This is a genomic window from Streptomyces sp. NPDC048111, assembly GCF_043202815.1.
Classification (GTDB): domain Bacteria; phylum Actinomycetota; class Actinomycetes; order Streptomycetales; family Streptomycetaceae; genus Streptomyces.
Map to the genome: position 1 here is coordinate 482,478 of NZ_JBIDBD010000003.1, position 26,436 is coordinate 508,913.

Below are 26,436 nucleotides of genomic sequence, written 5' to 3' on the forward strand. Positions count from 1 at the left end.
CTAGACGGCCGGGAAGCTGAAGGTGTAGCCCTGCTGGGCGAGCCAGGGCAGCAGCTCCTTGAGGGCGGCGACCGTCTGCGCGCGGTCGCCGCCGCCGTCGTGGAACAGCACGATCGGACCGTTCTTGAGCTCCTGCTTCACCGTCTTGACGATGGTCGCGGTGCCGGACTGCTTCCAGTCCTTGGTGTCGACGTTCCAGCCGAGCGGGCGCATTCCGTGGGTCGCCGAGATGTGCCGGTTCTCGGGAGTGAAGGCGCCGCCGGGGGCGCGGAAGTACTGGACCTTGGCACCGCCCGCCGCCTCCTCGATCATCTTCTGGGCGTCGAGGACCTGGGCGCTCTGGTAGGCGACGGGCTTCTTGTTCATCGCCTCGTCGTGGTCGACGGTGTGGTCGCAGAGCCGGTGCCCGGCCGCGACGACCTGCTTGACCATGGCCGGGTCGGCCTTGGCCTGCGGGCCGATCATGCAGAACGTCGCCTTCACGCCGTACTGCTTGAGGACGGCGAGGATCTTCGGCGTCCAGACGGGGCTCGGCCCGTCGTCGATGGTGATCGAGACGGACTTGCCGCCGCTTTCGGTGGCGTGGTCGATCGTCTCCGATATGACGCCGGTGCCGGGCGGGGCGGCGGGCCCGGTGGAGTCGGCGGAGCCGTCCGAACCGTCCGGCGCGCTGTCGTCTCCGGCGGGACCCGAGGGCTCGGGCGGGCCCGAGTGGCGGCCGCCCGGCTTGTCGTCCGACCTGGCGGTGGAGTGGGCGAGGGCGGGGCCGGGACCGTCCGCGGAGGTGTCGCTGCCCAGGAGGACAGCGGCCGCGACGCCGCCCGTCAGCACCACGGCCGTAGCCGTGGCCATCACGATGCGGCGTGTGTGGACAGTCAGTCGCGCCATGGTTTCCCCATCCCCTCGGTACGTGCCGTTACGGCAGCGGAGCTTCACCGGTTGGCCACGATCGCACGATCGCGCTCGAATCCCGAAATGTGAATGCTCCGGCCGGATACCGGCGGAAAACACCCCGATCCCGGCAACGCCCCCGACACGCAAGGGGGTTGACGCGACCTCAGCGGTACGAGCAGCTCGGCGTGGGCTCCGCGCGCCGGGACCTTGGTCCCTCACGCGCAGGCAAAGACCCCGTCAAGGGGCCTTGTGGTTCCCGCCGCGAGCAGGGAGTTCCCCGCGGGACGTTCGTCCCGGCCGCCCCCACTCCCCCGTGAGAGCCTCGTCACTCCGCGGCCGGCGCCGCCGCCGAACGTACCGCCGTCCGGTCAGAACTCGTCGACGGTGTGCGGGAGTTCGGCGGTGCGCAGCCCCGCGTCCAGGGCCTGCGCCGCCCCCGGGGTGTGTTCGGTGACCAGGCCCGCCCGGACCAGGCGGCGCACCTCGGTGCCGCCGAGGTAGCAGGCCGCGAGGTCGCGCACGTCGAGGGCGAGGTCGGGTGTGGCGGTGGTCGGCTCGTAGGCACAGCCGTGCGGGGACGCCGCCAGCCGGAAGCGGCCCGCGTTGGCCGGGACGCGGTCGTCGGTGACCTCCAGGACCAGGAAGACCTCGGTGGCCCAGGACCGGGTGGTGAACGCCGCCGCGACGTCCACCAGGCGGATCCACAGTGCGGGGAACTCCGCGACGGCGCGCACCTGGTCCCGGTCGGTGGCGAACAGGAGCAGCGGGTCGTCCGGGGCCAGGCCCCAGGCGCGGACGGTGCCGGTGAGGTCGATGCCGGCCAGGTAGTGCCACAGGGCCGCCTCGCCCGCCGGGGTGTCGGCCTCCAGCTCGGCGACCTGCACGGTGCCGGGCCTGGCCGGGTCGTCCTCGCGCCGGGTGCGGTAGACGGCGTACCCGGCGAGCGGCTCGCCCTTGGCGCCGAGGCCGACGACGCGCGGCGGGCCGAGTTCCTCGTCGTCCTCGTCGGTCTCGGGCAGCCACTCGCCGCGCCAGCGTCCGGCGTCGCGCGCGACCCGGCCCGCGCGCCTGGCCCGGGTCGCCTCGTAGTAGGGGCCGAGTTCGGCGGGCGCGTCGGCCGGGTCGATGAGCCGCAGCGGGCGCGGGTCGGCCTCGATGCGCAGGGCGAGCGGGCGGGTGGAGTTGATCTCGACGGTGGTGCCGTAGGTGCCCGCGCCGAAGCCGAAGCGTCCGTAGATGGCTGCCTCGGTGGCCCACAGGGCGGCGATGGGGCGCCCGTGTTCGGCGCAGCGCCGGAACACCTCGGCGATCATGCCGGAGAGCACGCCGCGGCGCCGGTGGGTGGGGGCGACGGAGACGAACGTCAGCCCGGGGCACGGCAGTTCACCGCCCGGTACGGACAGGGTGAAGCGGTGGGCGACGAGGAAGCCGACGAGCGCGTCGCCGTCGTAGGCGCCGACGCGGTCGCAGCGGAGCACCATCGCGCGGTGGTAGGCGCGCTTCGCCTCCTCGTCGGGCCGGTCGTGGAAGACGAGCCACCAGAGCTCCAGGGCGCGGTCGACGTCGGACTCGGGCACATCGCGGAACACCAGCTCGCTCATGCGGCGACCCTAACCCGGGCAAAACGGGGCGTCGCGAACCCGGGTGGGACGGGGCGTCGCAGCTGATCTTCGCCGCGTCGGGGGCGGTGGCCCGCCGGGCGAACTGCGGGGGGGCTAGGCGACCGAGCCGATGCGGCCCACCGCCGAGTCACCGCTGTCGTGGTGGATCGGGGTGTGGGCGCCGGTCAGTGAGGCGCCGCTGCCCCCGCGCCGGTTGGCGACGATCTCGGCGGCGATGGACAGGGCGGTCTCCTCGGGCGTACGGGCGCCGAGGTCGAGGCCGATCGGCGAGCGCAGGCGGTTCAGTTCGAGCTCGGTGACGCCCACCTCGCGCAGCCGCTCGTTGCGGTCCAGGTGGGTGCGGCGCGAACCCATGGCGCCGACGTAGGCGACCGGCAGCTTGAGCGCGGCTTCCAGGAGGGGGATGTCGAACTTGGCGTCGTGGGTCAGGACGCACAGCACCGTGCGGGAGTCGGTGGCGGTGCGCTCCAGGTAGCGGTGCGGCCACTCGACCACGATCTCGTCCGCCTCGGGGAAGCGGGCCTTCGTCGCGAAGACGGGCCGGGCGTCGCACACGGTGACGTGGTAGTTGAGGAATTTGCCGACCCTGACCAGGGCGGCGGCGAAGTCGATGGCGCCGAAGACGATCATCCGGGGGGCCGGCACGCTCGACTCGACCAGGACGGTCAGCGGCTGTCCGCACATCCGGCCGTCGGCGCCGAGGGAGAGGGTGGCGGTGCGGCCGACGTCGAGGAGGGCGGCGGCCTCGTCGGCGACCGCGCGGTCCAGTTCGGGGTGGCCGCCGAGGGCGCCTTCGTAGCGGCCGTCGGGGTGGACGAGCAGGGCGCGGCCCATGAGTTCGGCGGGGCCGTCGGTGACCCGGGCGAGGGCGGCGGTCCCGCCGTGGGCCGCCGCGGCCAGGGCGGCGGCGAACACCGTGCGGGCGGGGGCGGCGGCGCCGACCGGGGTGATGAGTATGTCGATGACTCCGCCGCAGGTCAGGCCGACCGCGAAGGCGTCCTCGTCGCTGTATCCGAAGCGTTCGAGCACGGTTTCGCCGTCTTCGAGCGCCTGTTGGCACAGTTCGTACACCGCGCCCTCCACACATCCGCCGGAGACCGAGCCGATCGCCGTGCCGTCGCTGTCGACGGCGAGGGCGGCTCCCGGCTGCCGGGGCGCGCTGCCGCCGACGGCCACCACGGTGGCCACGGCGAACTCGCGTCCCTGCTCGACCCACCGGTTGAGCTCTTCGGCGATGTCCAGCATGTTCGGTCTCCTTACGAAGGTGTGGAGGGCGTCAGCGGCGCGGCCGCTACTTGACGCCGAGCCAGTTCTCGATGGGATGGAGGGCGAAGTAGATGGTGAAGACGGCTGTCAGGGCCCACATGAACCCGCCGATCTCCCTCCACTTGCCCTGTGCTGCCTTGATCACCGTGTAGGCGACGACGCCCGCGCCGACACCGGCGGTGATGTTGTACGTGAACGGCATCAGGGCCACGGTGAGGAACACCGGGATCGAGACCGAACGGTCGCTCCAGTCCACGTGCTTGGCGGCGCTCATCATCATCGAGCCGATGACGACGAGGGCGGCGGAGGCGACCTGGGCGGGCACCAGCTGGGTGACCGGGGTGAAGAAGAGGCAGGCCACGAAGAAGAGGCCGGTGACGACCGAGGAGAGGCCGGTACGGGCGCCCTCACCGGCGCCGGAGGCGGACTCGATGAACACGGTCTGGCCGGAGGACCCGGTGACGCCGCCGATCGCACCGCCGGCGCCGTCGATGAACAGGGCCTTGGACAGGCCCGGCATGCGGCCCTTGTCGTCGGCGAGCTTGGCCTCCTGGCCGACGCCGATGATGGTGGCCATCGCGTCGAAGAAGCCGGCCAGCACCAGGGTGAAGACGATCATGCCCACGCTGATGGCGCCGATGGAGCCCCAGCCGCCGAACTCGACGTGGCCGAAGAGGCCGAAGTCGGGCGTGGAGACCGCGCTGCCGTCGAGGCCCGGGGCGGTGCCGCCCCAGTCCGCGTCGGTCAGGCCGCCGACCTTGGTGACCACGAAGGCCAGGACGCTGCCGGAGACGATGCCGATCAGGATCGCGCCGGGCACCTTGCGGGCCTGGAGCGCGAAGATCAGGAGCAGGGTGACGGCGAAGAAGAGGACGGGCCAGCCGACCAGCTGGCCGGTGGCGCCGAGGGTGACCGGCGGTCCGTGCTCGGGGCCCTTGCCGACGAATCCGGCCTTCACCAGGCCGAGCAGGGCGACGAACATGCCGATGCCCATGGTGATCGCGTGCTTGAGCGCCAGCGGGATGGCGTTCATGATCATCTCACGCAGGCCGGTGACGACCAGGAGCATGATCACGACGCCGTACATGACGCACATGCCCATGGCCTGCGGCCACGTCATGTTCGGGACCACCTGGGTGGTCAGGGCCGCGGAGACGTTGAGTCCGGCGGCGAGTGCGAGCGGGACCTTTCCGATGAAGCCCATCAGCAGGGTGCTGAGGGCGGCTCCGAGGGCGGTCGCGGTCACCAGGCCCGCATGGCCCAGCGTGTGCTTGTCGACATCGGGCGTCGAGAGGATCAGGGGGTTGAGCAGGAGGATGTAACACATCGCCATGAAGGTGGTGATGCCGCCGCGCACTTCCTGCGCGAACGTGGATCCTCGCTCGGATATGTGAAAGTACCGGTCGAGCCAAGACCTGCCGGCGGGGGGACGGGAGCCGGAGCCCGCGTCCTCGGCGGTGGTCTTCGGCTCCACAGACTGCTGGGTCATGGTGCCTACTCCCAAGGTTCACAGGGGCACCCGCATAAGACTTGAGTCCTCAGGTCAGACAAGCTGCGGGATTTGGGATGGTGCGTGGGCTGCACGACCCGGGGGACGGCCCGAGACGAACGGTGTCTGCTCCTGCCGGGGTACCGGGGCCGGTACCGCAGGACAGATGGCTACGGGTGTTGCTGGTGTGACTCGGTCGAGCTGATGGTGCTGGTACTGCGGGTACTTCGGGGGTGCTGCGAGGACCGCGAGCGGTGCGGTCCCGCTGTTGCTCCGGGCGGTGCGGCCTCGGAAGTGTGACGTTCCTGGGGAGGCACGCACCGCCCGGAGGGATCGGGGGATCCCGGGGTGGGATCAGACGCCCGTGCCCGTGAGGTGTTCGGGGCGGACGGGGGTCTTGTTGAGCTCCAGACCCGTCGCGTTCCGGATCGCCGCGAGGACGGCCGGGGTGGACGAGAGGGTCGGGGCCTCGCCGAGACCGCGCAGACCGTACGGCGCGTTCGGGTCGGCGAGCTCCAGGACGTCGACCGGGATGGTCGGGGTGTCCAGGATCGTCGGGATCAGGTAGTCCGTGAAGGAGGGGTTGCGCACCTTCGCGGTCTTCGGGTCCACGATGATCTCTTCCATCACCGCGACGCCCAGGCCCTGGGTGGTGCCACCCTGGATCTGGCCGACGACGGAGAGCATGTTGAGGGCCTTGCCCACGTCCTGCGCGGTGGCCAGCTCGACGACCTTGACGAGGCCGAGCTCGGTGTCCACCTCGACCACCGCGCGGTGCGCGGCGAAGGTGTACTGGACGTGGCCGTTGCCCTGGCCGGTGACGAGGTCGAAGGCCTGGGTCGGGCGGTGCCGGAACTCCAGCTCGACGTCGATCTCCTCGCCCTCCAGGACGTCCGCCAGATCGGCGAGGACCTCGCCGCCGTCGGTGACGACCTTGCCGCCTTCGAGCAGCAGCTCGGCGGTGGCCCAGGCGGGGTGGTAGGAGCCGAACTTGCGACGGCCGATCTCCAGCGCCTTGGCGCGGACGGCCTCGCAGGTGTTCTTCACCGCGCCACCGGTCATGTACGTCTGCCGCGAGGCGGACGTGGATCCGGCGGAGCCGACCTGGGTGTCGGCCGGGTGGATGGTCACCTGCGTGACGCCCAGCTCGGTACGGGCGATCTGGGCGTGCACGGTGACACCGCCCTGACCGACCTCCGCCATGGCCGTGTGGACCATCGCGACGGCTTCGCCGTTGATGACCTCCAGGCGCACCCGGGCGGTCGAGTAGTCGTCGAAGCCCTCGGAGAAGCCGACGTTCTTGATGCCGACCGCGTAGCCGACGCCCCGGACGACACCCTCGCCGTGCGTGGTGTTGGACAGACCGCCGGGCAGGGCGCGTACGTCCGCCTGCTCACCGGCCGCCAGCCACTGCTGCTCGGGCGGCATCGGGCGGGCCTTGACCCGGCGCAGCAGCTCGGCGACCGGGGCCGGCGAGTCCACGACCTGGCCGGTCGGCATGATCGTGCCCTGCTCCATGGCGTTGAGCTGGCGGAACTCCACCGGGTCCATGCCCAGCTTGGCCGCGAGCTTGTCCATCTGGGCCTCGTAGGCGAAGCAGGCCTGGACCGCGCCGAAGCCGCGCATCGCGCCACAGGGCGGGTTGTTCGAGTAGAGCGCGATCGCCTCGATGTCGACGTCGTCGATGACGTACGGGCCGACGGAGAGCGAGGAGGCGTTGCCGACGACGGCCGGGGAGGCCGAGGCGTAGGCGCCGCCGTCCAGGACGATCTTGCACTTCATGTGCGTGATCTTGCCGTCCTTGGTGGCGCCGTGCTCGTAGTAGAGCTTGGCCGGGTGGCGGTGCACATGGCCGAAGAAGGACTCGAACCGGTTGTAGACGATCTTGACCGGCTTGCCCGTGCGCAGCGCCAGGAGGCAGGCGTGGATCTGCATCGAGATGTCCTCGCGGCCACCGAAGGCGCCGCCGACGCCGGACAGCGTCATGCGGACCTTCTCCGGCGGCAGGCCGAGGACCGGGGCGATCTGCTGGAGGTCGGAGTGCAGCCACTGGGTGGCGACGTACAGGTCGACGCCGCCGTCCTCGGCGGGCACCGCGAGACCGGACTCCGGGCCGAGGAAGGCCTGGTCCTGCATGCCGAAGGTGTACTCGCCCTCGACGATCACGTCGGCCCGCTCGCGGGCCTTCGCCACGTCGCCGCGGATGATCGGCTGGCGGTGCACGATGTTGGGGTGCGGGACGTGACCGGAGTGGTGGTCGTCGCGGCCCTCGTGGATCAGCGGCGCGTCGGAGGCGAGGGCCGAGGCCTCGTCCGTGACGAGCGGCAGCTCCTTGTAGTCGATCTTGATCTTGGCGGCCGCGCGGCGGGCGGTCTCCGGGTGGTCGGCGGCCACGAGGGCGACCGGCTCACCGTGGTGACGGACCCGGCCGTTGGCCAGGACCGGGGTGTCCTGGATCTCCAGGCCGTAGTTCTTCATCTTGGCCGGCAGGTCGTCGTAGGTGAGCACGGCGTAGACGCCGGGCATCGCGACGGCCTCGGAGATGTCGATGTTCTCGATGAGGGCGTGGGCCACGGTGGAGCGCAGCGTCTGGCCCCACAGCATGTCCTCGTGCCACATGTCCGAGGAGTACGCGAACTCACCGGTCACCTTGAGGGTGCCGTCCGGGCGGAGCGTCGATTCGCCGATGCCGCCCTTGGTGTGCTTCTGGGTGACGTTGGTGGGCGTACCGGCCGGAGCGGTGCGAGTGTTCTGCGCCATGATCAGACCGCCTCTTCCTGACGGGCGGCCGCGAGGCGGACCGCGTCGAGGATCTTCTCGTAACCGGTGCAGCGGCACAGGTTGCCCGAGAGCGCCTCGCGGATGTCCGCGTCGGACGGCTCGGAGTTGCGCTCCAGGAGCTCGTCGGCGGCGACCAGCAGGCCAGGGGTGCAGAAACCGCACTGCACGGCGCCGGCGTCGATGAACGCCTGCTGGATCGGCGAGAGCGCGCCCGCCTCTCCAGTCTGCCCGTCCTGGGCCCGCGGGCGCTCGCCGTCCAAGCCGTGCGCCGTCCACCGCTTGGCGGCGTCGATGGAGGTGCCGCAGGCGCCGGAGGCGCAGCCGCCGCCGGGGTGGGCGTCGGTGCGGTGGGCGGCGTAGTCGGCCAGACCCTCCACGGTGACGACCTCGCGGCCCTCGACCTGACCGGCCGCGACCAGACACGAACACACCGGAACACCGTCGAGGCGGACCGTGCAGGAACCGCACTCGCCCTGCTCACAGGCGTTCTTCGAACCCGGAAGCCCCATGCGCTCGCGCAGGACGTACAGGAGGCTCTCGCCCTCCCACACGTCGTCGGCCTCCTGCTTACGGCCATTGACCGTGAAATTCACGCGCATGGTTATGCAGCTCCTTCAAGGGTGCGGCCGTTGCCGCCCCGGTACGTCTCCCAGGTCCACGTCAGCGTGCGACGGGCCATGACGCCCACGGCGTGACGCCGGTAGTTCGCGGTGCCGCGGACGTCGTCGATCGGGTTGCACGCGCCCGAGGCGAGCGTGGCGAACTGCTTCGCGATCGAGGGGGTGATGATCTTTCCGTTGTCCCAGAAGCCGCCCTCTTCGAGCGCCGCGTTCAGGAATTCCTCGGCCGCCTTCGCCCGGATGGGGGTCGGGGCCGCGGAGCCGATGCCGGTACGGACCGTACGGGTCTCGGGGTGCAGCGCCAGGCCGAACGCGCAGACCGCGATGACCATGGCGTTGCGGGTGCCGACCTTGGAGAACTGCTGGGGGCCGTCGGCCTTGGGGATGTGGACGGCCTTGATCAGCTCGTCCGCCTCCAGGGCGTTGCGCTTGACGCCCTTGTAGAACTCGTCGATGGGGATGAGCCGGACCCCGCGCGCCTGGGACTCGACCTCGACGTCGGCTCCGGAGGACAGCAGCGCCGGGTGCGCGTCACCGGCCGGCGAGGCGCAGCCGAGGTTGCCGCCGACGCCGCCGCGGTTGCGGATCTGCGGCGAGGCGACGGTGTGCGAGGCGAGCGCGAGGCCCGGCAGCTCCGCCCGCAGGTTCTCCATGATCTTGGTGTACGGGACGGAGGGGCCAAGCCGGACGCTGTCCTCCCCGACCTCCCACTGGGCCAGCTCGCCGATGCGGTTCAGGTCCAGGAGGTACTCGGGCCGCCGGTGGTCGAAGTTGATCTCGACCATCACATCGGTGCCACCCGCAATGGGCACAGCCGTGGGGTGCTCTGCCTTGGCGGCGAGCGCCTCCTCCCAGCTGGCGGGGCGAAGGAAGTCCATGAGTGGCTCTCTTCCGATTCTCAAATTCGGGGTCGTTCGCGCGGGTCCCGGGGACGGCAGGCCCTCGACATCTCAGTCGTTCATGTGCTGTTAACGCGGTGTGGAATCAGTACACAAGCCCCGATCCCTCGGGTGCAGTCACCGAAACCATGAAGGAGTTGGCTGGTCTCCGCTTACGTCTTGTAGATTCGTATGAAAGGCGGTGCTCCGTTACCTCACCGCTTTCCAACGGCAACATCAAGACAGATCGGCGGCGACACGCGATGCGGCTGCGCGCACTTCTGGAAACCGACGCGCTGGGGCTGCGGCTGCTCGGCGGCGAGGACGAGCTGGACCGCACGGTGCGGGGTGTGATGACCACCGACCTGCGGGACCCGAGCCGCTACCTCACGGGCGGCGAGCTGGTTCTGACGGGGCTGGCCTGGCGGCGGGACGCCGAAGATTCCGAGCCATTCGTACGCATCCTGGCGAGCGCGGGCGTCGCGGGCCTCGCGGCCGGCGAGGCGGAGCTCGGCGCGATTCCCGACGATCTCGTGATGGCCTGTTCTCGCCACCGGCTCCCGCTCTTCGCGGTGAACGAGTCGGTCGCGTTCGCCACCATCACCGAACACGTCGTGCGGCAGGTCTCGGGCGAGCGCGCGGGCGACCTGGCCGCGGTCGTGGACCGCCACCGCAGGCTGATGACCTCGGGCCCGGCCGGCGGCGGCCCCGAGGTGGTGCTCGACCTGCTCGGTTCCGACCTCGACCTGCGGGCCTGGGTGCTCTCCCCCACCGGCCGCCAGATCGCGGGCGCCGGTGAGGCGCTCACCCCGGCGGTCGGCGCCGCACTGGCCGCCGAGCACCTGGGCGCGACCCGCACCGGCCGGCGCGGCCCGCACCGGGCCACCGTCGAGGGCGTGACCTACTCGCTCTTCCCGATCCGCAACAACGGGCGGGGCGCCGCGCCCGCGGCCCGCGATGTGCGCGAGAGCGTGCTGTCGGACTGGCTGCTCGCCGTCGAGGCGGACGCGAGCGACTGGCCGGCCGCGCGGCTCGACCTGCTCCAGGGCGTCACCCAGCTCATCGCCGTCGAGCGCGACCGGCGCGACGCGGCCCGCTCGGTCCGGCGCCGGCTGGCCCAGGAGGTCCTGGAACTGGTGCAGACCGGCGCCGCGCCCGCCGAGATCGCGGCCCGTCTGCGCGTCGCCGCCCCCGTACTGCTGCCGGGCCTCGGCTCCGCGCCGCACTGGCAGGTCGTGGTGGCCCGGGTGGACTGGGAGCGCGACTCGGGCGCCGAGATCGCGGGCGGCCCGGTCGCCCAGTCGCTGCTGGAGGAGATCCTGGTCGACCCGGCGGTCATCGGCTCCGAGTCCTCCGACCGGATCGCGGTGGCCCACTCGGGTGACGAGGCCATCGCGCTGGTGCCGCTGCCCGCGGTCACGCCCGAGGGCGCCGAGGGCGGACTGCACGCGGACGCTCTGCTGGCCGCGGTGCGCACCCCGCTCTCGGCGGGCCTCGCCGACGACGGCCGTCTGACACTGGGTGTCAGCGCCGCGGTGCACTCCGCCGAGGGCCTGCGCGGCGCCCTGGAGGAGTCCCGGCACGCCCGCCGGGTCGCCGCCGCCCGGCCCGGCCGGGTGTGCGCGGCCGGCCACCACGAGCTGGCCTCGCACGTCCTGCTGCTGCCGTTCGTGCCGGACGACGTGCGGCGCGCGTTCACGGCCCGTCTGCTCGACCCGCTGCGCGACTACGACCGTCGCCACCGGGCCGAACTCATCCCGACCCTGGAGGCCTTCCTGGACTGCGACGGCTCGTGGACGCGCTGTGCCACGCGGCTGCACCTGCACGTCAACACCTTGCGCTACCGGGTGGGCAGGATCGAGCAGTTGACGGCCCGTGACCTTTCGCGTCTGGAGGACAAGCTGGACTTCTTCCTGGCCCTTCGGATGAGTTGACAGTCGCTCCCGGCCACTGTCGGACGATTGTGAACTCATTCACGCACCCCCCTTGGCCCGGCGTGCCATTCCGTGTTGAGATGCGGACCTACTCAGCAGCTCGATGGCGCGCTCGGGGAGGGCAACGTGGCGTACACCGCCATGTCTGGTTCCGGAACGACTGCAGATGACGGGGATCCGCTCCAGACCGCGGTGTGGCGGCTGCGCTCGCGCGGCTGCTGGACGGACGCCGCGGCCCTGCTCGAACCCCATGCGGGAGCGGCGGCCGGCGCCCTTCAGCGCACCGCCCTGCTGACGGAGCGCTGTGTGTACACCGAGTCCGGCTGGGCCGAGGCCGACGAGGCGCTGCGCGGCGCCGAGGCCGTCGCGCGCAGCGACGAGGAGCGCGGCGCCGCCGCCTGCGAGCGCGGCTATCTCGCCTACGCCTCCACGCTGTTCGGGGTGCGCGACCGGGCGGACGAGGCCCGTTCGGCGTTCGGCCGGGCCGCCGCGCTGATCGCGCCGGCCGGGCGCGGCCGGGCCCTGCTCGACTTCCGGCGCGGGCTGCTCGCGGAGAACGTGGCCGACGCCCCGCAGGCCGCCCGGTCCGCCTACCGGCGCGCGCACGAGGGCGCCGAGGCGCACGGCGACACCCTGCTGCTCTCGTTCACCTGGCGCCATCTGGCCGGACTCGCCCTGCGCGAAGGGGAGTTGGCGGAGGCGCGGCACGGCTTCACCGAGTCCCTGCGGATCCGCGAGGAGCTCGGCTATCTGATCGGCACGGCCCCCGCGCTCGCCGCGCTGGCCGACACCGAGGAGGAGCCGGTCTCGACCCGGCTGCGCACGGAGGCGGCCCGCCTGGTGCGCCTGCTCGGCGTCCCCACCTGGCTCGCCGCCCACCTGGAGACGGTCCCACCGCCGCGGCCCGCCACGGCGTGAGCCCGGCGCGCTGATGGTGACGACCCGTCAGGCGCTCGAACTTGCTTCAAGCGCAGGGGAGTTGCGGCAGCCCAGGGCTCAGAGCGCCGAGCCGGTGAAGTGTTCCCGTACGAGGGACTGGACGACCGGCAGGTTCTGGGCGCACAGGGCGTCCAGGAGGGCCAGGTGTTCGGCGGCGTCGGCGACCAGGTCGGCGCGGCGGGCGACCGGCGCCGCGGTCAGCGGCCACTGGGCGCGCCGGTGCAGATCGTCGGCGACCTGGACCAGCTGCTGGTTGCCCGCCAGCGCGAGCACCGCGCGGTGGAAGGCGCGGTCGCACTCGGCGTAGCCCGCCCGGTCGCCGGTGGCGGCGGCCTCGGTGGTGGCTTCGGCCAGGGGGCGCAGCTCGGCCCAGCGGGCCGCCGGGACGGTTCGGGCCAGACGCAGCATGACGGGAACCTCTATCAGGGCCCGCACCTCGGCGAGCTCCGCCAGTTCGCGGGCGCTGCGCTCGGTGACCCGGAAGCCCCGGTTGGGCACCACCTCGACGGCGCCCTCGATGCTGAGCTGCTGCATCGCCTCGCGCACGGGCGTGGCCGAGACCCCGAACCGTTCGCCGAGCGCGGGCGCCGAGTACACCTCGCCGGGCACGAGCTCGCCGTCGACCAGCGCGGTGCGCAGGGCCGCCAGGATCTGGCCGCGCACGGAGTGGCGGTGGACCGGGCGGGGCGCGGCTGCGGCGGGTCCGGCAGTCCCGGTGGCCCGTGCTGTCCCGCGGGCTCCCGTCCCGGCGGCCCCGGCACGGGCGCGCTCGTCACGGGCGTGCTCGCCATGAGGGTGCTCGCCACGGGCCGCGGGCAGCGGCGGCGGCAGCGGTGCGCCGCCGCGGAACTGGCCGGGGACCCCGGACGACCCGGATGGAGGTACGACCGCCTCCCGCGTTCTGCCCTGCTCCACCCCGGCCTCCTACGGCTCAGCTGCCCCCACAGACCATAGGCGGACAAAGCACGAGTTCAAACATCGCACCGATCGGCTAAGGTAAGCCTTACCTGTCCACGATCGTGATTCGGTGGTTCCGCATGGCCGTCTCCACCTTGCTGCCCAGCCCCGCGCCGAGCCCGGTCGCGGACTCCTACGCCCGGCTCGCCGAGGTGTTTCCCGGTCTGCGGCTCGGGGAGCTGAGCGCGACCCAGCCGGTCCCGAGCGGCGCCGGCTGGGTCGGCGCGGCGGAGCTCGCGGCGGGCGGCGCGGCCCTCGACGCGTTCCTGGCCCAGGACGACGCCCAGGTCGTACGGGACTACGGACACCAGGCCCGCCCCGACGTCATCGCCTCCTTCGGCTTCCACCGCTACGCCTGGCCCGCCTGCCTCCTGATCACGGTGCCCTGGTTCCTGCACCGCCGGGTGCCTCGGGTGCCCGTGGCGGACGCGGCCTTCCAGCGCGCGTCCGGCCGGTTCGCCGTCCGCGTGACGGAGTTCGCGTGCCTGCCGGGCGATCCGGCCGCACACCTGCCCGGCGCCCGGGTGGTGGCGGACGAGGAGGCCCTGCGGGGCGAGGTGCGGGCCGCGGTGGCCGAGCACATCGGCCCGGTCCTCGACGGCTTCGGACCGCGGATGCGGCGCGGCAGGCGGGCGCTGTGGGGCATGGCGACGGACGAGATCGTCGAGGGGCTCTGGTACGTCGGCGCCCTGCTCGGCGAGGAGGCGCGCGCGATGGCCGAACTCGACGCGCTGCTCCCCGGCACCGCCAAGCCGTACGTGGGCACGCCCGGCTTCCGCGAGCTGACCGCGCCGGACGGCCGGCCCCTGCCGACCCGCGACCGGGCGAGCTGCTGCTTCTTCTACACGGTGCGCCCCGAGGAGACCTGCGTGACCTGTCCGCGCACCTGCGACGCGGAGCGGGTGGAGCGGCTCAGCGCCGCGTCCTGAGTCCATGCCACCCGTCCGGGTGAGCGCCAGTCGAACTCAACTCGCGCGCCGGGCACGGCAGTTCGAGCCATTGCCCCCTATCCGAGCACCCTCGCACTCCGTTGGCGTCCTCTTGCCCCGAAACCCCCTGCCGCCCCGCGCGGCAGGAGCAGTATGGCGGCCGATACGCCCTACGCGATGCAAGGGACACCGCATGCGACTGACCGACATATCGCTGGACTGGCTGCTTCCGGGCGGCGTGATGATCGTGGGGGTCGTCGTGGCTCTGGTAGTGCTCGCGCGCGGCAGGCGCGCCGGTGACAACGCCACCGGCGACGACTCCTGGGAGCGCAGCGAGGAGCGCCGCAGAAGGAAGGAGGCGGTGTACGGCACCGCTTCCTATGTGCTCCTGTTCTGCTGCGCGGCGGTGGCCGCCGCGCTCTCCTTCCACGGTCTGGTCGGCTTCGGCCGGCAGAACCTCAACCTGACGGACGGCTGGGAGTACCTCGTCCCGTTCGGCCTCGACGGCGCTGCCATGTTCTGTTCCGTGCTCGCGGTGCGCGAGGCCAGCCACGGCGACGCGGCGCTCGGCTCGCGCCTGCTGGTGTGGACGTTCGCGGGCGCGGCCGCCTGGTTCAACTGGGTGCACGCGCCGCGCGGCATGGACCACGCGGGGGCCCCGCAGTTCTTCGCCGGGATGTCGCTCTCGGCCGCGGTGCTCTTCGACCGCGCGCTGAAGCAGACCCGCCGGGCGGCCCTGCGCGAACAGGGCCTGGTTCCGCGGCCGTTGCCGCAGATCCGGATCGTCCGGTGGCTGCGCGCTCCCCGGGAGACCTTCGGCGCCTGGTCGCTGATGCTCCTGGAGAACGTACGCACCCTGGACGAGGCGGTCGACGAGGTCCGCGAGGACAAACGCACCAAGGAGGAGAACAAGCTCCGCAGGCGGGACCAGGAGAAGCTGGACCGGGCGCACTTCAAGGCGCTCAGCCGGCAGAACCGGTCCTGGGGGCGCGGCAGGAGCGGCGGCCGCCAGGTCGACGTCCAGGGGATCGGCCCGGGGCCGGGTTCCGCGCAGCCCAAGGCCGTCGCGGAGCCGGCCATACCCGAGCCGGGACAGCTGCCCCTGCGCAACCGGCCCTCCCTCCAGGCCGTCGGGACCGCTGAGTCCCCGGCGGCCAGGACCGTCGACCTCACCGCCGAGGACGACACCCAGGCCCTGCCCCGCCTCGACTCCCTGGAGCGCAAACTGAAGGACCTTGAGCAGCAGTTCGGGTGAGTCAGTACGGCGGGGTCGCCCCGGCTCCGAGTTCGAACCAGACGACCTTGCCCATGCCGTGCTCGCACACGCCCCAGGCGTCCGCGAGCGCCTCGACGAGCAGCAGGCCCCTGCCGTGCGTTCCGTCGCCGTCCGACGGAGCGTGCGGCGTGGGCAGCGCCGCCACGAAGTCACGCACCTCCACGCGCAGCCCGTCCTCGTCGACCGTCGCCGTCACCACGGCGCCGTGCTCGGTGTGCACGAGGGCGTTGGTCACCAACTCGCTGGTGAGCAGTTCCGCCACGTCCGTCGCCCCTGCGTGCGGCGAGGCGTCCAGAAGCTCCCGCAGCGCGCGGCGCACGTCCCGCACGGCGCCCAGATCCGCGTGCCCCACCCGCCTGCGCAGCAGACGTCGCTCCCCCTGCTGCCCACCAGGTCTCCGGACGGGTCCGCCCCCCGCGGAGCCGATCCTTGCCTGATGCCCTGTCATAACCCCCACCTGCACGTTGTGACGACCCTTCCCCCTCGAACACGTACACGGGATGCATGCCCAGTCGGGCACCGGTCACGCATGGTGATTCCCCAACGACGCAGTGGACACCCCCTTGCGGGTCGCCGCTCGCGACGGCGGCCCGCCGGACGCGGCGCGGCGGCTGTGCGCCCCGCGCCGTGCGTGCGCCCGTCCGTGCGCCCCGCGCGGCGGCCCGGCCTGCTGTCGCGGGCCCCGTCCCCGCGTCCGGCAGCGGCCGGGGCCGCAGCCGCCCGGCCGGGCGTTGACGGCGGCATACGGGCCGGTCGGGAGCGCCAACGGCGTTCCCCCTGGCGGGCCCGGCGTGACGGGCGGGTCCACCGGGGAACGACGGCGACGATCGCGCCCGCTCCGGGTCGCTCCGCTCGCGCACGGCATATCCCGGCGGCAGCGCGCGGTGGCCGCTCGGCAGACTTCCGCGGGGGGCGCACCGCGTCGCGCGGCCTTGGACCGCGCCGGGTCCGCGCCCCACGGCGTCCCGGCGCCGGGCGCGATCACGGCCGTGCCCGGGCCGCGGGGCCGCCCGGCGGGCATCGCGTCCGGTCCCCCCGCCCACCGCATCCCGTACGGGGATCCCGACCGGTTGGGGCATGGGCCGCTGCCGCATCCGGGTCACACCAACCCGTCCGCCCCGTCGACCCGCCGAGCACGCGTGACGCCGGCGGTGGCGTAGGGCGCGTACGCGGGACACGGGAGGGGGCCGTCGCGGGGGCGGGGCGCGCCGGGCCCGGTGCGGTGCGGGCCCGCCCGGACGGCGAGGGCTAGTACGGAACCGTGCCGCACCACGTCTCGGCCCAGGCGGAGGGGCCGTACGCGTTCGCCGCGCGCACCGCGACGCAGATCTCGTCGCCGGAGTACGGGCCGTCGATGGTGTAACCGCTCCCGCCGGTCGAGTAGATGGTGTCGACGCTCTTCTTCGTGAAGTTGCTGCCCTTGTTCGTGTAGTGGATGTCGTAGCGGGTCGCGCCGGAGACCGCCGGCCAGCTCACCGCGATCGGCATGGAGCAGGCCCCCACGCAGCCGTGGGTGTATTCGAGCTTGTAGGCCTTCATGGCGGGCGGCGGGGACCCGGCCGGCGTGCCGGTGGAGCCGGACGCTCCCGACCCGCCGGATGAGCCGGACGTGTGGGTGGACCCCGAGCCGCCGCCCGCGCCGCTTCCAGCGCCCCGGGTGGAGCCGCCACCGCCGGACGGGCTGCCCTGGCCGCCGCCCGACTGCACGGCGCCGCCGTTGCCCGTGGCGCTCTGGCCACCGCCGCCGGCGCCCGCATCCGGCCCCTTGGCGGCGCCCTGGTCCGTGGCACTCGGGCCCGGAGAGGGTGAACCGCCGGGCGCGCCGGGCGAGTTGCTCGGGGACGGGGTGGCCCCCGCGCTCGCGCTCGCACCGGTGCTCGCGCTCGCACTCGGACGCAGGCTCGCGCTCGCGGAACTGCTCGGCGCCTGGGCGTGCGCCTCCTTGCCGGGGTCGCTCGCGAAGGGCTGCAGTACGGCGACCGTACCGCCGCCGACGGTGAGCACCGCGATCACGGGCAGCACGATCAGCCTGCGCCGACGGCGCTCCCGCTCCTTGGGCCCGGGCCCGGGCTCCCGCAGCGTGACGGCGCCGCCCGCCGGGGCCGGTACGTCCTGCCCGGGCGCCGGGCGCAGACCGACGGTCGGGCGGTCCACGGGTGCCTCCCGCAGCGGCGCCGCCTCGGCGTCCAGCAGCCGCGCGGACTGCTGGGCCAGGCGCGCGACGATGCGGGCGGGCAGCCAGGCGCCGCGCGCCGTACCGGGGCGGGGCCGCTCCGGGTCCGCCAACAGCTCGTCCACGCCCGGCCGTTGGTCGATGTCCTTGGCCAGGCACCGGCTGATCAGCGCGCGCAGCGCGTCGTCCTCGACGCCCGCCAGGTCGGGCTCGCCCTCCACGATCTGGAACATCACGGCGTGCTGGTTGCTCGCCCCGTGCCCGAACGGCAGCTGTCCGGTCGCGGCGTACGTGAGGACGCACCCGAGGGTGAACACGTCGCTCTTGGCCCCGGCGCTCTGGCCGCGCACCTGCTCCGGGGACATGAAGCCGGGCGAGCCGACGGCCATGCCCGTGCTGGTCAGCAGGGACTCCACGGACGTCTCCAGGGCCCGCGCGATGCCGAAGTCGATGACCTTCGTGCCGTCGACGGTCAGCATCACGTTGGACGGCTTGAGGTCGCGGTGCACGATGCCCGCGCCGTGGATGTCCTTGAGCGCTCTCAACAGCCCTTCCGCCAGGGCGTACAGGGACGTGGCGGGCAGCGGGCCGTGCCGCCGTACGATCTGCTCCAGCGAGAGGCCGGGGACGTATCCGGTGGCGACCCACGGCGGCTCGTCCTCGGGCCCCGCGTCCAGCACCGGCGCGGTGTAGCGCTCCCCGACCTTGCGCGCGGCCTCGATCTCGCGCCGGAACCGCGCCCTGAACTGCTCGTCGGACACGTGCTCCTCGTGCACGACCTTGACGGCGACGGTACGGCCGCTGTCCGATCGCGCCAGGAACACCCGGCCCATGCCGCCCGCGCCCAGACGGCCCAGCAGCAGGTACGGGCCGATGCGGGCGGGGTCGCCCACGGCGAGTGGCTTGATGCCGCCGTTGACGTAGTCGTCGTCCTTCGGGCCCCGTGCCGACCCGTTCCCGTCCCCGTTGGTACTGCTCATGATGGTGTGGCCCCCCGGCCCTTCTCGCCTGGTCATCGGCGTAACTGGGTTGAGCGTAACGCCTGTTGCCCGTCCGGCCCGAGCCCCTGGGCTCCGCCCATGTCCGTGCCGGGGCCCGAGAGGGGGGTTTGCCCCACCCGCCCGCCCGCTGAGCCCCGGGGCTGCGCCCCAGACCCCCCGAGGGGCTCCGCCCCTCGAACCCCGCCGGGGGCTCCGCCCCCTGCACCCCTGCGCGGGGACTGCGTCCCCTGCACCCCTTTCGGGGGCTGCGCCCCCGAACCCCCCTTCACGCCTGAACGGCGCTCGTCCTCAAACGCCGGACGGGCTGAGGTGGCCTGGCGCTGCCCAGCACCGAGCAGTTAAGGGGCGCGGGGAACTGCGCGAGCAAGCGGGCACGGTCCGCACCCGATAGACGTTTTTAGGGGCGCGAGGAACTGCGCGACCAGCCACGCACGGTGCGAGGCCGACAGCGGGTTCAGGGGCGCGGGGAACTGCGCAAGGCAGGCCGGGACACACGTGCGGACGAGCCCCGGTCCCGCCAGGGGCGCGGGGAACTGCGCGAGAAGCGACCACGACCCGCACACGACCGGGGGGTCAGGGGCGCGGGGAACTGCGCGAGGCAGGCCGGGATTCACGTGCGGGCCGACACCAGTCCTGGCAGGGGCGCGAGGCACCTCGTGGAAGGGGGTCCGGGGTCGCCCCGGGTCAGGGGCGGGGGACGTTGCGCAGGTTGGAGCGGGCCATCTGGAGCATGCGGCCCACCCCACCGTCCAGCACGATCTTCCCCGCGGACAGCGCGAACCCCGACACCATGTCCGCACTGATCTTCGGCGGGATCGACAGCGCGTTGGGGTCGGTCACCACGTCCACCAGCGCGGGCCCCTTGTGCCGGAAGGCGTCCTTCAGCGCCCCGGCCAGCTGCTTCGGCTTCTCCACGCGGACCCCGTACGCCCCGGCCGCCCGCGCGATCGCGGCGAAGTCCGGGTTGTGGTTGGTCGTGCCGTACGACGGCAGCCCCGCCACCAGCATCTCCAACTCCACCATGCCGAGCGAGGAGTTGTTGAACAGCACGATCTTGACCGGCAGATCGTGCTGGACCAGGGTCAGGAAGTCGCCCATCAGCATCGAGAACCCGCCGTCGCCCGACATCGAGATCACCTGGCGGCCGCGGTCGACGAACTGCGCGCCGATCGCCTGCGGCAGCGCGTTCGCCATCGAGCCGTGGCTGAACGAGCCGATGATGCGGCGCCGGCCGTTGGGCGAGATGTAGCGGGCCGCCCAGACGTTGCACATCCCGGTGTCGACCGTGAACACCGCGTCGTCGTCGGCGAGTTCGTCCAGGACCGAGGCCACGTACTCGGGGTGGATCGGCAGGTGCTTGTCCACCTTGCGGGTGTACGCCTTGACCACGCCCTCCAGCGCTTCCGCGTGCTTCTTCAGCATCTTGTCGAGGAACCTGCGGTCGGTCTTCACCTTCACCCGCGGCGTGAGCGAGCGCAGCGTCTCCTTCACGTCGCCCCACACCGCGAGGTCCAACTTCGAGCGCCTGCCCAGGTGTTCGGGGCGCACGTCGACCTGGACGATCTTCACGTCGTCGGGCAGGAAGGCGTTGTACGGGAAGTCCGTGCCGAGCAGGATCAGCAGGTCGCACTCGTGGGTCGCCTCGTAGGCCGCGCCATAGCCGAGCAGCCCGCTCATGCCCACGTCGTACGGGTTGTCGTACTGGATCCACTCCTTGCCGCGCAGGGCGTGCCCCACCGGCGACTTGATCCGCTCGGCGAACTCCATCACCTCAGCGTGCGCCCCGGCGGTCCCGCTGCCGCAGAACAGGGTGACGCGCTTGGCCTTGTCGATGAGGGCCGCGAGCTTGTCGATCTCGGCGTCCCCGGGCCGTACCGACGGCAGCGAGGTCACCAGCGCGTGGTCGATCGCCTTGTCGGGGGCGGGCGCGGACGCGATGTCGCCGGGCAGCGCGAGGACGCTCACACCGCCCCGGCCGATCGCGTGCTGGATCGCCGTCTGGAGCACGCGGGGCATCTGCTGGGGGCTGGAGATCAGCTCGCTGTAGTGGGAGCACTCGCGGAAGAGCTGGTCGGGGTGGGTCTCCTGGAAGTAGCCGAGGCCGATCTCCGAGGAGGGGATGTGCGAGGCGAGGGCGAGCACGGGGGCCATCGAGCGGTGCGCGTCGTACAGGCCGTTGATGAGGTGCAGGTTGCCGGGCCCGCACGACCCGGCGCACGCGGCCAGGCTGCCGGTGAGCTGAGCCTCGGCGCCCGCCGCGAACGCGGCGACCTCCTCGTGCCTGACCTGGACCCAGTCGATGGCGGGGGTGCGGCGGATGGCGTCGACGACGGGGTTCAGGCTGTCACCGACGACTCCGTACAGCCGCTTGACGCCCGCGCGGACGACGATGTCGACGAACTGCTCTGCGACGTTCTGCTTGGCCATGGGTCCATCAACCCATGGCGCATGCGGTTACGCCTCCCAGACCGCCACCGCCGTACGGTCGTCGGCGTACCCCTTCACCCTCAGTTGGACGTCGGCGAGGAAGCCCGCGAGGCCTGGCGGCTCGGGGGCGGCCCACCGTCCGGCCAGCTCCTCGGCGAGGGCCTGCTCGCCGCGAAGGGGCTCGGCCAGGCCCGCGCTGCACAGCAGCAGGGTGTCACCCGGGCGGGCGACCGACGCCCGGAAGCGGAACGGTTGCGACGGCGGGGCGGGCGGCTCGATGTAGGGGCGGGCGGGCTCGACGGTGCCGAGGTCCATGGTCAGCCGGTCGCCCTGCGGGGTCTCGGACGGGGCCGACCCGAAGCCTACGACGGGCTCGCCGAGGACCGCGCCCGGCTCGGGCACGGCGGGCTCGATGTCCTGCCACACACCGTCGCGCAGGCGGAAGAGGCCGCCGTGGCCCACCCCGAAGAACACCCGGGTGCGGCAGGCCGGGTCGGCTGAGAGCAGCAGGCAGCGCAGGGTGGCGGTGTAGTCCTCGGGCTGCGCGCCCAGCTCCGCGGCCCGGGCCCGCAGCATGCCGTAGCTGCGGTCGGTGAGCCGGTGCAGCCCCGACTTGAGGTCGCCCCGGCGGCCCGCCCTGATGTCCTCGGCGAGGCGGTGCCGGCTGCGGCCGATGGCACCGCCGATCCAGTGACACGCGTCGGCGGCGGCGAGGTGGGCCTGCTCGCTGGTGCGGGTGCCGCTGGCCACGGCCACCAGGACGAGGGCGTTCTCGCCGCTGCCGAATCTGGCGGTGAGCAGCGCGTCGCGGCGCGGCTCACCGCGGTAGCGGGCCGAGTCGCCGCGCGAGGAGGCGGCGCGCAGGACGTAGGCGCCGTACCGCGCGCCGTCCAGCACGGTGTCGGCCACGAGGTCGCCGAGTTCGTCGGGCCGGGCGGTGGGCAGCGCGGTGGGCTCGGCCTCATAGGTGGGCGGGCCGTCCCCCACGTGTCCGGGACGCGGCCGGGGCAGCGGCACGAACGTCTCGGGCGGGGCGGTGAGCGGCGCAGGGGGCGCCCCGGTGGGCGGGGCGGGGTCGTCACGGCGACCGACCGTCTGCGAAGCCGAGTCGAACCGGTCGTCCAGGCTGTCGCCCGACCGGTCGGGAGCGGCGGCGTCCGGAGCCGGCTCGTCGTACAGCCGGTTCCACCAGTCGTCGTCCCGGGTCGGCCTCTCCCCCTGCTGACTCATGCCCATAGTGTCCACCGCGGGAGGCATACGAAAACGGGGCATCGGGAAAATGTGCTCAACGGACAAGTGTCGCAGGACGGCCGGGGGCCCGCCGGGCGGCCCCACCCCCCCACGGGAGGGACACCCGGCGGACCGGCCTCGTGGCTAACGCACCGCGTAGGCGTTCACCACGGTCTGGGTGACCGAGTTGCCGTTGGCGTCGGTCAGTTCCGTCCTCAGGGTCACGTTCTTGGCGGCCGCCCCCGCGTGGTTCACGGTGACGGTCCAACTCCCGTTCCGCTGCGTGCACTTGGCCTTGGTCCAGGTGGTCCCGCCGTCGTACGAGTACGACAGCCCGGCCGAGACCAGGGCGGCCGGCGTGTAGCCCGCGTGCCCGGTGGCGGAGAGCACGATCCGCTGCCCGTCGCTCGCCGGGACCGTCTTGAGGCCGTCCTCGGGGACGTCGTAGCGCGGGAAGAGGAGCGGGATGCCCTGCGAGTAGACGTCCGCCTCCTGGTGCGAGCGGAACCGCCAGCTCGTGACGACCTCCTGCGAGCGCTTCCACACCGATCCGGACGGCCCGATCTTCTGGTTGTCGCTGACGAGTTCGTACGCCGCGTCGTCCGCGGGGACGGTGAACACCCCCGACGGCCAGCCGCTGCTGTCGTAGTCCTCGCCGTTGCGGCGCAGCAGCAGGGAGCCGATGTCGCCGAACGAGCCGGGCTGGGCGCTGTGCGAGGAGTCGCCCCACATGTTCGGGGCGAAGCCGATCAGGTTGCCCTGTCGCTCGGCGGCGAGCAGGGGCCTGCCCGTCGCGTCGCGCCCGGCGTCGGGGCCGAGCACCCCGTCGTACCAGCTCTCCGCCGTCTGCCTGCCGGGCCGGTGGACGGTGGCCGGGGAGAGCATGAACTCGCCGAAGGGAAAGCTCGACGAGACGAAGTGGTCCCACGCGGTGGGGCCGGGCGTGTAGTACTCGGTGCGGGTGGAGGGGACGGAGACCAGGTCGATGCCGGAGACGCTGACCGGCCCCGCTCCGTCGGGGCGGTGGGCGGACACCCCGTCGATGAAGTCGGCGGGCACGCCCATCGAGTGGTAGGTGGAGATGGTGCGGCCGAGCTGTCCGTCCCGTGCCCGGTAGACGCGGTCGGCGCCGATGCGGCCGTCCTCGGGGAATCCCAGGTTGTAGACGTAGGGGCTCCGCGCGGTGGCCTTCCAGCGCAGGGTGACCGGGCCGCCCGACAGGCGGTCGGCGAGCGCCTTGGCCTCGCCCGCCTCCACGGCGAGCGCGGGCAGCGGGCCGCCGCCCGCGAACCCGTACGTGGGCAGCCAGCGTCCGGCGGACGGGCGGTGCACGAGCAGCGCCTTGGCACCGGCCGCCTGGGCGTTCCTGCCGAGGGTCAGGACCGACGCGTCGTCGTCGGGCACCGCCACGAAGGCGATCTTCCCCGCGACCCCGGCAGCCTTGAGCTCCTCGGGGCTGCCCCTGCCCGCGTCCACCAGCGCCGCCTGCCCGGTGCCGTCCAGGTTGTCGGAGCCGACGCTCGCGGTGAGCGGGTGCAGGGCGGGGCCGCCGACCGCGCCGAACTGCTCGAACTGCGGGGCGTAGGCCCGCCAGTAACTGCCGAACTCGAAGTCGCCGGTGCGGGCGTCGCCCTGGACGTCGGCGAAGTAGTCCTTGATCAGGCGCGAGCCGCTGAGGGAGCCGGAGTGCAGCCACTGGCCGCCCCAGGAGCGGGCGAAGTCCAGGGTGGTGGTGCGTACTTCGCTGGGCCGGTCGGTGCGCACCGTGAGCCGGTGTGCCGTGCGGGCGTCCAGGACGAGGGTGGTGTCCTTCCTCAGGTCGAGCTGCGGGCGGGCGAGGTAGCTGACCGAGCCGATGGTCGCCCCGGTGGCGTCGGCCGGGTCGCCGGACGTGACGAAGGAGGAGACGAAGTAGGCACCGGGACGCAGCCGGTAGACCTGGTCGGCGGCGCCCTCGTTGAAGCGGCGCTCGCCGGTCGCGGTGTCGGTGCCGATGACGTCGAGCGAGGAGGCGCCGGCGGCCGGCCCGCCCTGGCGGTCGACCAGTTTGACGCGCAGGGTGACCGTCTCGGGCTCGACGTACAGGGAGAACGGGGTGGAGACCCGCACGCCGTTCGCCGTGGCGAGCACCCGCCCGGTGACGTCGCCGTACTGGGCGGCCTTGAGCCGGGCGGTCGGGTCGATGCCCAGCGGCACCTTGACGGTGGCGCCGGCGGGCACCGTGACCGAGCGCGAACTCAGCCTGGCGACCGCCGAGTTGACGGCGGAGCCGTCGTTGCCGGTGACGCCGGCGACCGCGAGGGCGAGCGTGACGGGGTGATCGGAGACGTTGGTGTAGGGCACGTCCACGGTGGTGCGGTCGCTCTTGTCCTGCGGCCAGTCGAAGGTGCCGGCCTGCACGGCGGGCGCGCCGAGTACGGTCTCGTCGATGGCGGCCTTGACGTCGAGCCGGCCGCCGCCGGTCTCGCGCACGTCCCCGGGGACGCCGCTGTGGGCGGACGAGACGAGCGCGGCCTTGATCTGCTGCGCGGTCCAGTCGGGGTGGCGCTGCTTGACGATGGCGGCGGCGCCCGCGACGTGCGGCGTGGCCATCGACGTGCCGGACATCGTCTGGTACGCGTAGACGCCCCGGCCGCCCGCGTTGGCGGCGGAGATGCCGACCCCGGGTGCGGTGATCTCGGGCTTCAGGGTGTGGGTGAAGGGGGCCGGGCCGCGGCTGGAGAAGCTCGCCGTGGTGTCGTCGCGGTCGACGGCGCCGACGGTGAGGACGCCGGGTGCGCAGCCGGGCGAGGACACGGTGTTCAGGCTCGGGCCCGCGTTGCCCGCCGCGACGACGAACAGGGTGTGCGGGGCGCGGGTGGCGAGTTCCTGGGCGGCGGTGCTCATCGGGTCGGTGCAGTCGGTCGGTTCGGGACTGCCGAGCGACATCGAGACCACGTCGGCCTTGTTGTCCACGGCCCACTGCATCCCGGCGATGATCCAGGAACTGTCGCCCGAGCCGGAGTCGTTGAGCACCTTGCCCACCAGCAGGTCGGTGCCGGGCGCGATGCCCTTCTTCCTGCCGTCGCTCGCGGCGCCCGAGCCGCCGACCGTGGAGGTGGTGTGGGTGCCGTGGCCCTGGCGGTCCTCGGTGTCGGGCGAGTCGGTGAAGTTCTTGGCGGCGGCGATACGGCCCTTGAGGTCGGGGTGTTCGGCGTCCACTCCGGTGTCGAGGACGGCGACCTTGGTGCCCTTGCCGTCGTATCCGGCCGCCCAGGCGAGGTCGGCACGGATCTGCCGGGCCGAGCGGTCGAGCGACGCGCTCACCTTGCGGTCGAGCCACAGCTTCTTGACGCCCGAAGTGGCGCTCCGCGTACGGGAGTCGGCGATGTCGTCCCAGGCCTGTGCGGCCTTCGCCTTGTCCACGGTGAGGGCCGTGCCGTTGACCGAGGGCAGGCGCACACCGGCCTTCGCGCCGCGCGGCAGGGCGGCGGCGGACCGCGCGGCGGGGCCGTCGTACACGGCGATCAGCGGGATCGTCCTGCTGTGCGCGTCGTCGTAGCCCTGGCGGATGAGCCCGGAGACGTTGAACAGCTCCTCGTCGACCCGGCCGGCGGCCAGCGCGTGCGCCGCGCCGTCGGGGTAGACGTACAGCTCGTCGCCCGACCTCCTGGTCTGCACGAGCGGGACGGAGCCGTCGTCGCGCGGCAGCGCGGTGACACCGGTGGGCGTGCCGGAGCCGTCCCTGCTCACCACGACCCTGTCCCCGGTGACCAGGGTGACGGTGGCCGGTTTCCCGGCGCTGCTCGCGGCGCTGCCGACGAGTGGTCTCTTGGCGGCGGCTGCGTCGTCGTGGTGTGGCGCTGCCACGGACGGCGCCACCGCGGTGACGGCGAGGGCGGCGGCGCTCGCCATCCCCAGTGCCGTGCGCGATATCGGGCGCATCGCTCTCCCCAGGTGAATCCGGACAGGGAACACCGCGCCGAAGGACGCATGTCCCCTGTGTCCGGAGGCTGTTGGTGCTGCGGTGGCTCGACAGTG

17 protein-coding genes are annotated in these 26,436 nt (G+C 73.0%); 4 read left to right on the top strand and 13 right to left on the bottom strand.

Annotation, left to right across the window (positions count from 1 at the left end; genetic code table 11):
• From ACGF3I_RS09935 to ACGF3I_RS09965, 7 genes are all read right to left on the bottom strand, one after another.
• Nucleotides 1–888: a polysaccharide deacetylase family protein gene (locus tag ACGF3I_RS09935; RefSeq protein WP_393130127.1), complete on the bottom strand. Its 888-nt coding sequence runs from the start codon at nt 886–888 to the stop codon at nt 1–3.
• Nucleotides 889–1,262: 374 nt separating this feature from the next.
• Nucleotides 1,263–2,495 (bottom strand): GNAT family N-acetyltransferase, encoded by a 1,233-nt coding sequence (locus tag ACGF3I_RS09940; RefSeq protein WP_393130128.1) that lies wholly within the window; start codon nt 2,493–2,495, stop codon nt 1,263–1,265.
• 114 nt (nt 2,496–2,609) lie between these two features.
• The gene (locus ACGF3I_RS09945; protein ID WP_393130129.1) at nt 2,610–3,761 is read right to left on the bottom strand and encodes an XdhC family protein; all 1,152 of its coding nucleotides are present in this window, start codon (nt 3,759–3,761) and stop codon (nt 2,610–2,612) included.
• A 46-nt stretch (nt 3,762–3,807) separates the two neighbouring features.
• Nucleotides 3,808–5,271: an NCS2 family permease gene (locus tag ACGF3I_RS09950; RefSeq protein WP_393130130.1), complete on the bottom strand. Its 1,464-nt coding sequence runs from the start codon at nt 5,269–5,271 to the stop codon at nt 3,808–3,810.
• A 354-nt stretch (nt 5,272–5,625) separates the two neighbouring features.
• The gene (locus ACGF3I_RS09955; RefSeq protein ID WP_393130131.1) at nt 5,626–8,031 is read right to left on the bottom strand and encodes a xanthine dehydrogenase family protein molybdopterin-binding subunit; all 2,406 of its coding nucleotides are present in this window, start codon (nt 8,029–8,031) and stop codon (nt 5,626–5,628) included.
• Between the two features lie 2 nt (nt 8,032–8,033).
• A complete protein-coding gene (locus tag ACGF3I_RS09960) occupies nt 8,034–8,651 on the bottom strand; it encodes a (2Fe-2S)-binding protein (protein ID WP_393130132.1) in 618 nt (205 codons plus the stop codon).
• Nucleotides 8,652–8,653: 2 nt separating this feature from the next.
• Nucleotides 8,654–9,550 (bottom strand): FAD binding domain-containing protein, encoded by an 897-nt coding sequence (locus tag ACGF3I_RS09965; protein ID WP_393130133.1) that lies wholly within the window; start codon nt 9,548–9,550, stop codon nt 8,654–8,656.
• Between the two features lie 263 nt (nt 9,551–9,813).
• Between ACGF3I_RS09965 and ACGF3I_RS09970 the strand changes: the two genes are divergently transcribed.
• Together ACGF3I_RS09970 and ACGF3I_RS09975 are read left to right on the top strand one after the other, a co-directional pair.
• A complete protein-coding gene (locus tag ACGF3I_RS09970) occupies nt 9,814–11,484 on the top strand; it encodes a PucR family transcriptional regulator (protein ID WP_393130134.1) in 1,671 nt (556 codons plus the stop codon).
• A 141-nt stretch (nt 11,485–11,625) separates the two neighbouring features.
• Nucleotides 11,626–12,402, top strand: coding sequence for a hypothetical protein (locus tag ACGF3I_RS09975; protein ID WP_393130216.1), 777 nt, complete (start codon nt 11,626–11,628; stop codon nt 12,400–12,402).
• 78 nt (nt 12,403–12,480) lie between these two features.
• Here ACGF3I_RS09975 and ACGF3I_RS09980 read toward each other — a convergent pair whose 3' ends face one another.
• Complete coding sequence (locus ACGF3I_RS09980; RefSeq protein ID WP_393130135.1) at nt 12,481–13,338, bottom strand: GntR family transcriptional regulator; 858 nt, start codon at nt 13,336–13,338, stop codon at nt 12,481–12,483.
• Between the two features lie 122 nt (nt 13,339–13,460).
• Here ACGF3I_RS09980 and ACGF3I_RS09985 point away from each other — a divergent pair, with 122 nt between their 5' ends.
• Both ACGF3I_RS09985 and ACGF3I_RS09990 read left to right on the top strand, forming a co-directional pair.
• Nucleotides 13,461–14,309, top strand: coding sequence for a (2Fe-2S)-binding protein (locus ACGF3I_RS09985; RefSeq protein ID WP_393130136.1), 849 nt, complete (start codon nt 13,461–13,463; stop codon nt 14,307–14,309).
• Nucleotides 14,310–14,502: 193 nt separating this feature from the next.
• A complete protein-coding gene (locus ACGF3I_RS09990) occupies nt 14,503–15,564 on the top strand; it encodes a DUF2637 domain-containing protein (RefSeq protein WP_393130137.1) in 1,062 nt (353 codons plus the stop codon).
• A 1-nt stretch (nt 15,565) separates the two neighbouring features.
• Here the strand turns inward: ACGF3I_RS09990 and ACGF3I_RS09995 are convergent, their stop codons facing one another.
• From ACGF3I_RS09995 to ACGF3I_RS10015, 5 genes are all read right to left on the bottom strand, one after another.
• Nucleotides 15,566–16,033 carry an ATP-binding protein gene (locus ACGF3I_RS09995; RefSeq protein WP_393130138.1) on the bottom strand — a complete coding sequence of 156 codons (468 nt, stop codon included), beginning with the start codon at nt 16,031–16,033 and terminating at the stop codon, nt 15,566–15,568.
• An 800-nt stretch (nt 16,034–16,833) separates the two neighbouring features.
• Complete coding sequence (locus tag ACGF3I_RS10000; protein ID WP_393130139.1) at nt 16,834–18,738, bottom strand: protein kinase; 1,905 nt, start codon at nt 18,736–18,738, stop codon at nt 16,834–16,836.
• A 705-nt stretch (nt 18,739–19,443) separates the two neighbouring features.
• Nucleotides 19,444–21,186 (bottom strand): pyruvate dehydrogenase, encoded by a 1,743-nt coding sequence (locus ACGF3I_RS10005; RefSeq protein ID WP_393130140.1) that lies wholly within the window; start codon nt 21,184–21,186, stop codon nt 19,444–19,446.
• Between the two features lie 27 nt (nt 21,187–21,213).
• Nucleotides 21,214–22,416 (bottom strand): protein phosphatase 2C domain-containing protein, encoded by a 1,203-nt coding sequence (locus ACGF3I_RS10010; protein ID WP_393130141.1) that lies wholly within the window; start codon nt 22,414–22,416, stop codon nt 21,214–21,216.
• A 144-nt stretch (nt 22,417–22,560) separates the two neighbouring features.
• Nucleotides 22,561–26,340: a S8 family serine peptidase gene (locus tag ACGF3I_RS10015; protein WP_393130142.1), complete on the bottom strand. Its 3,780-nt coding sequence runs from the start codon at nt 26,338–26,340 to the stop codon at nt 22,561–22,563.
• Nucleotides 26,341–26,436: the final 96 nt, after the last annotated feature.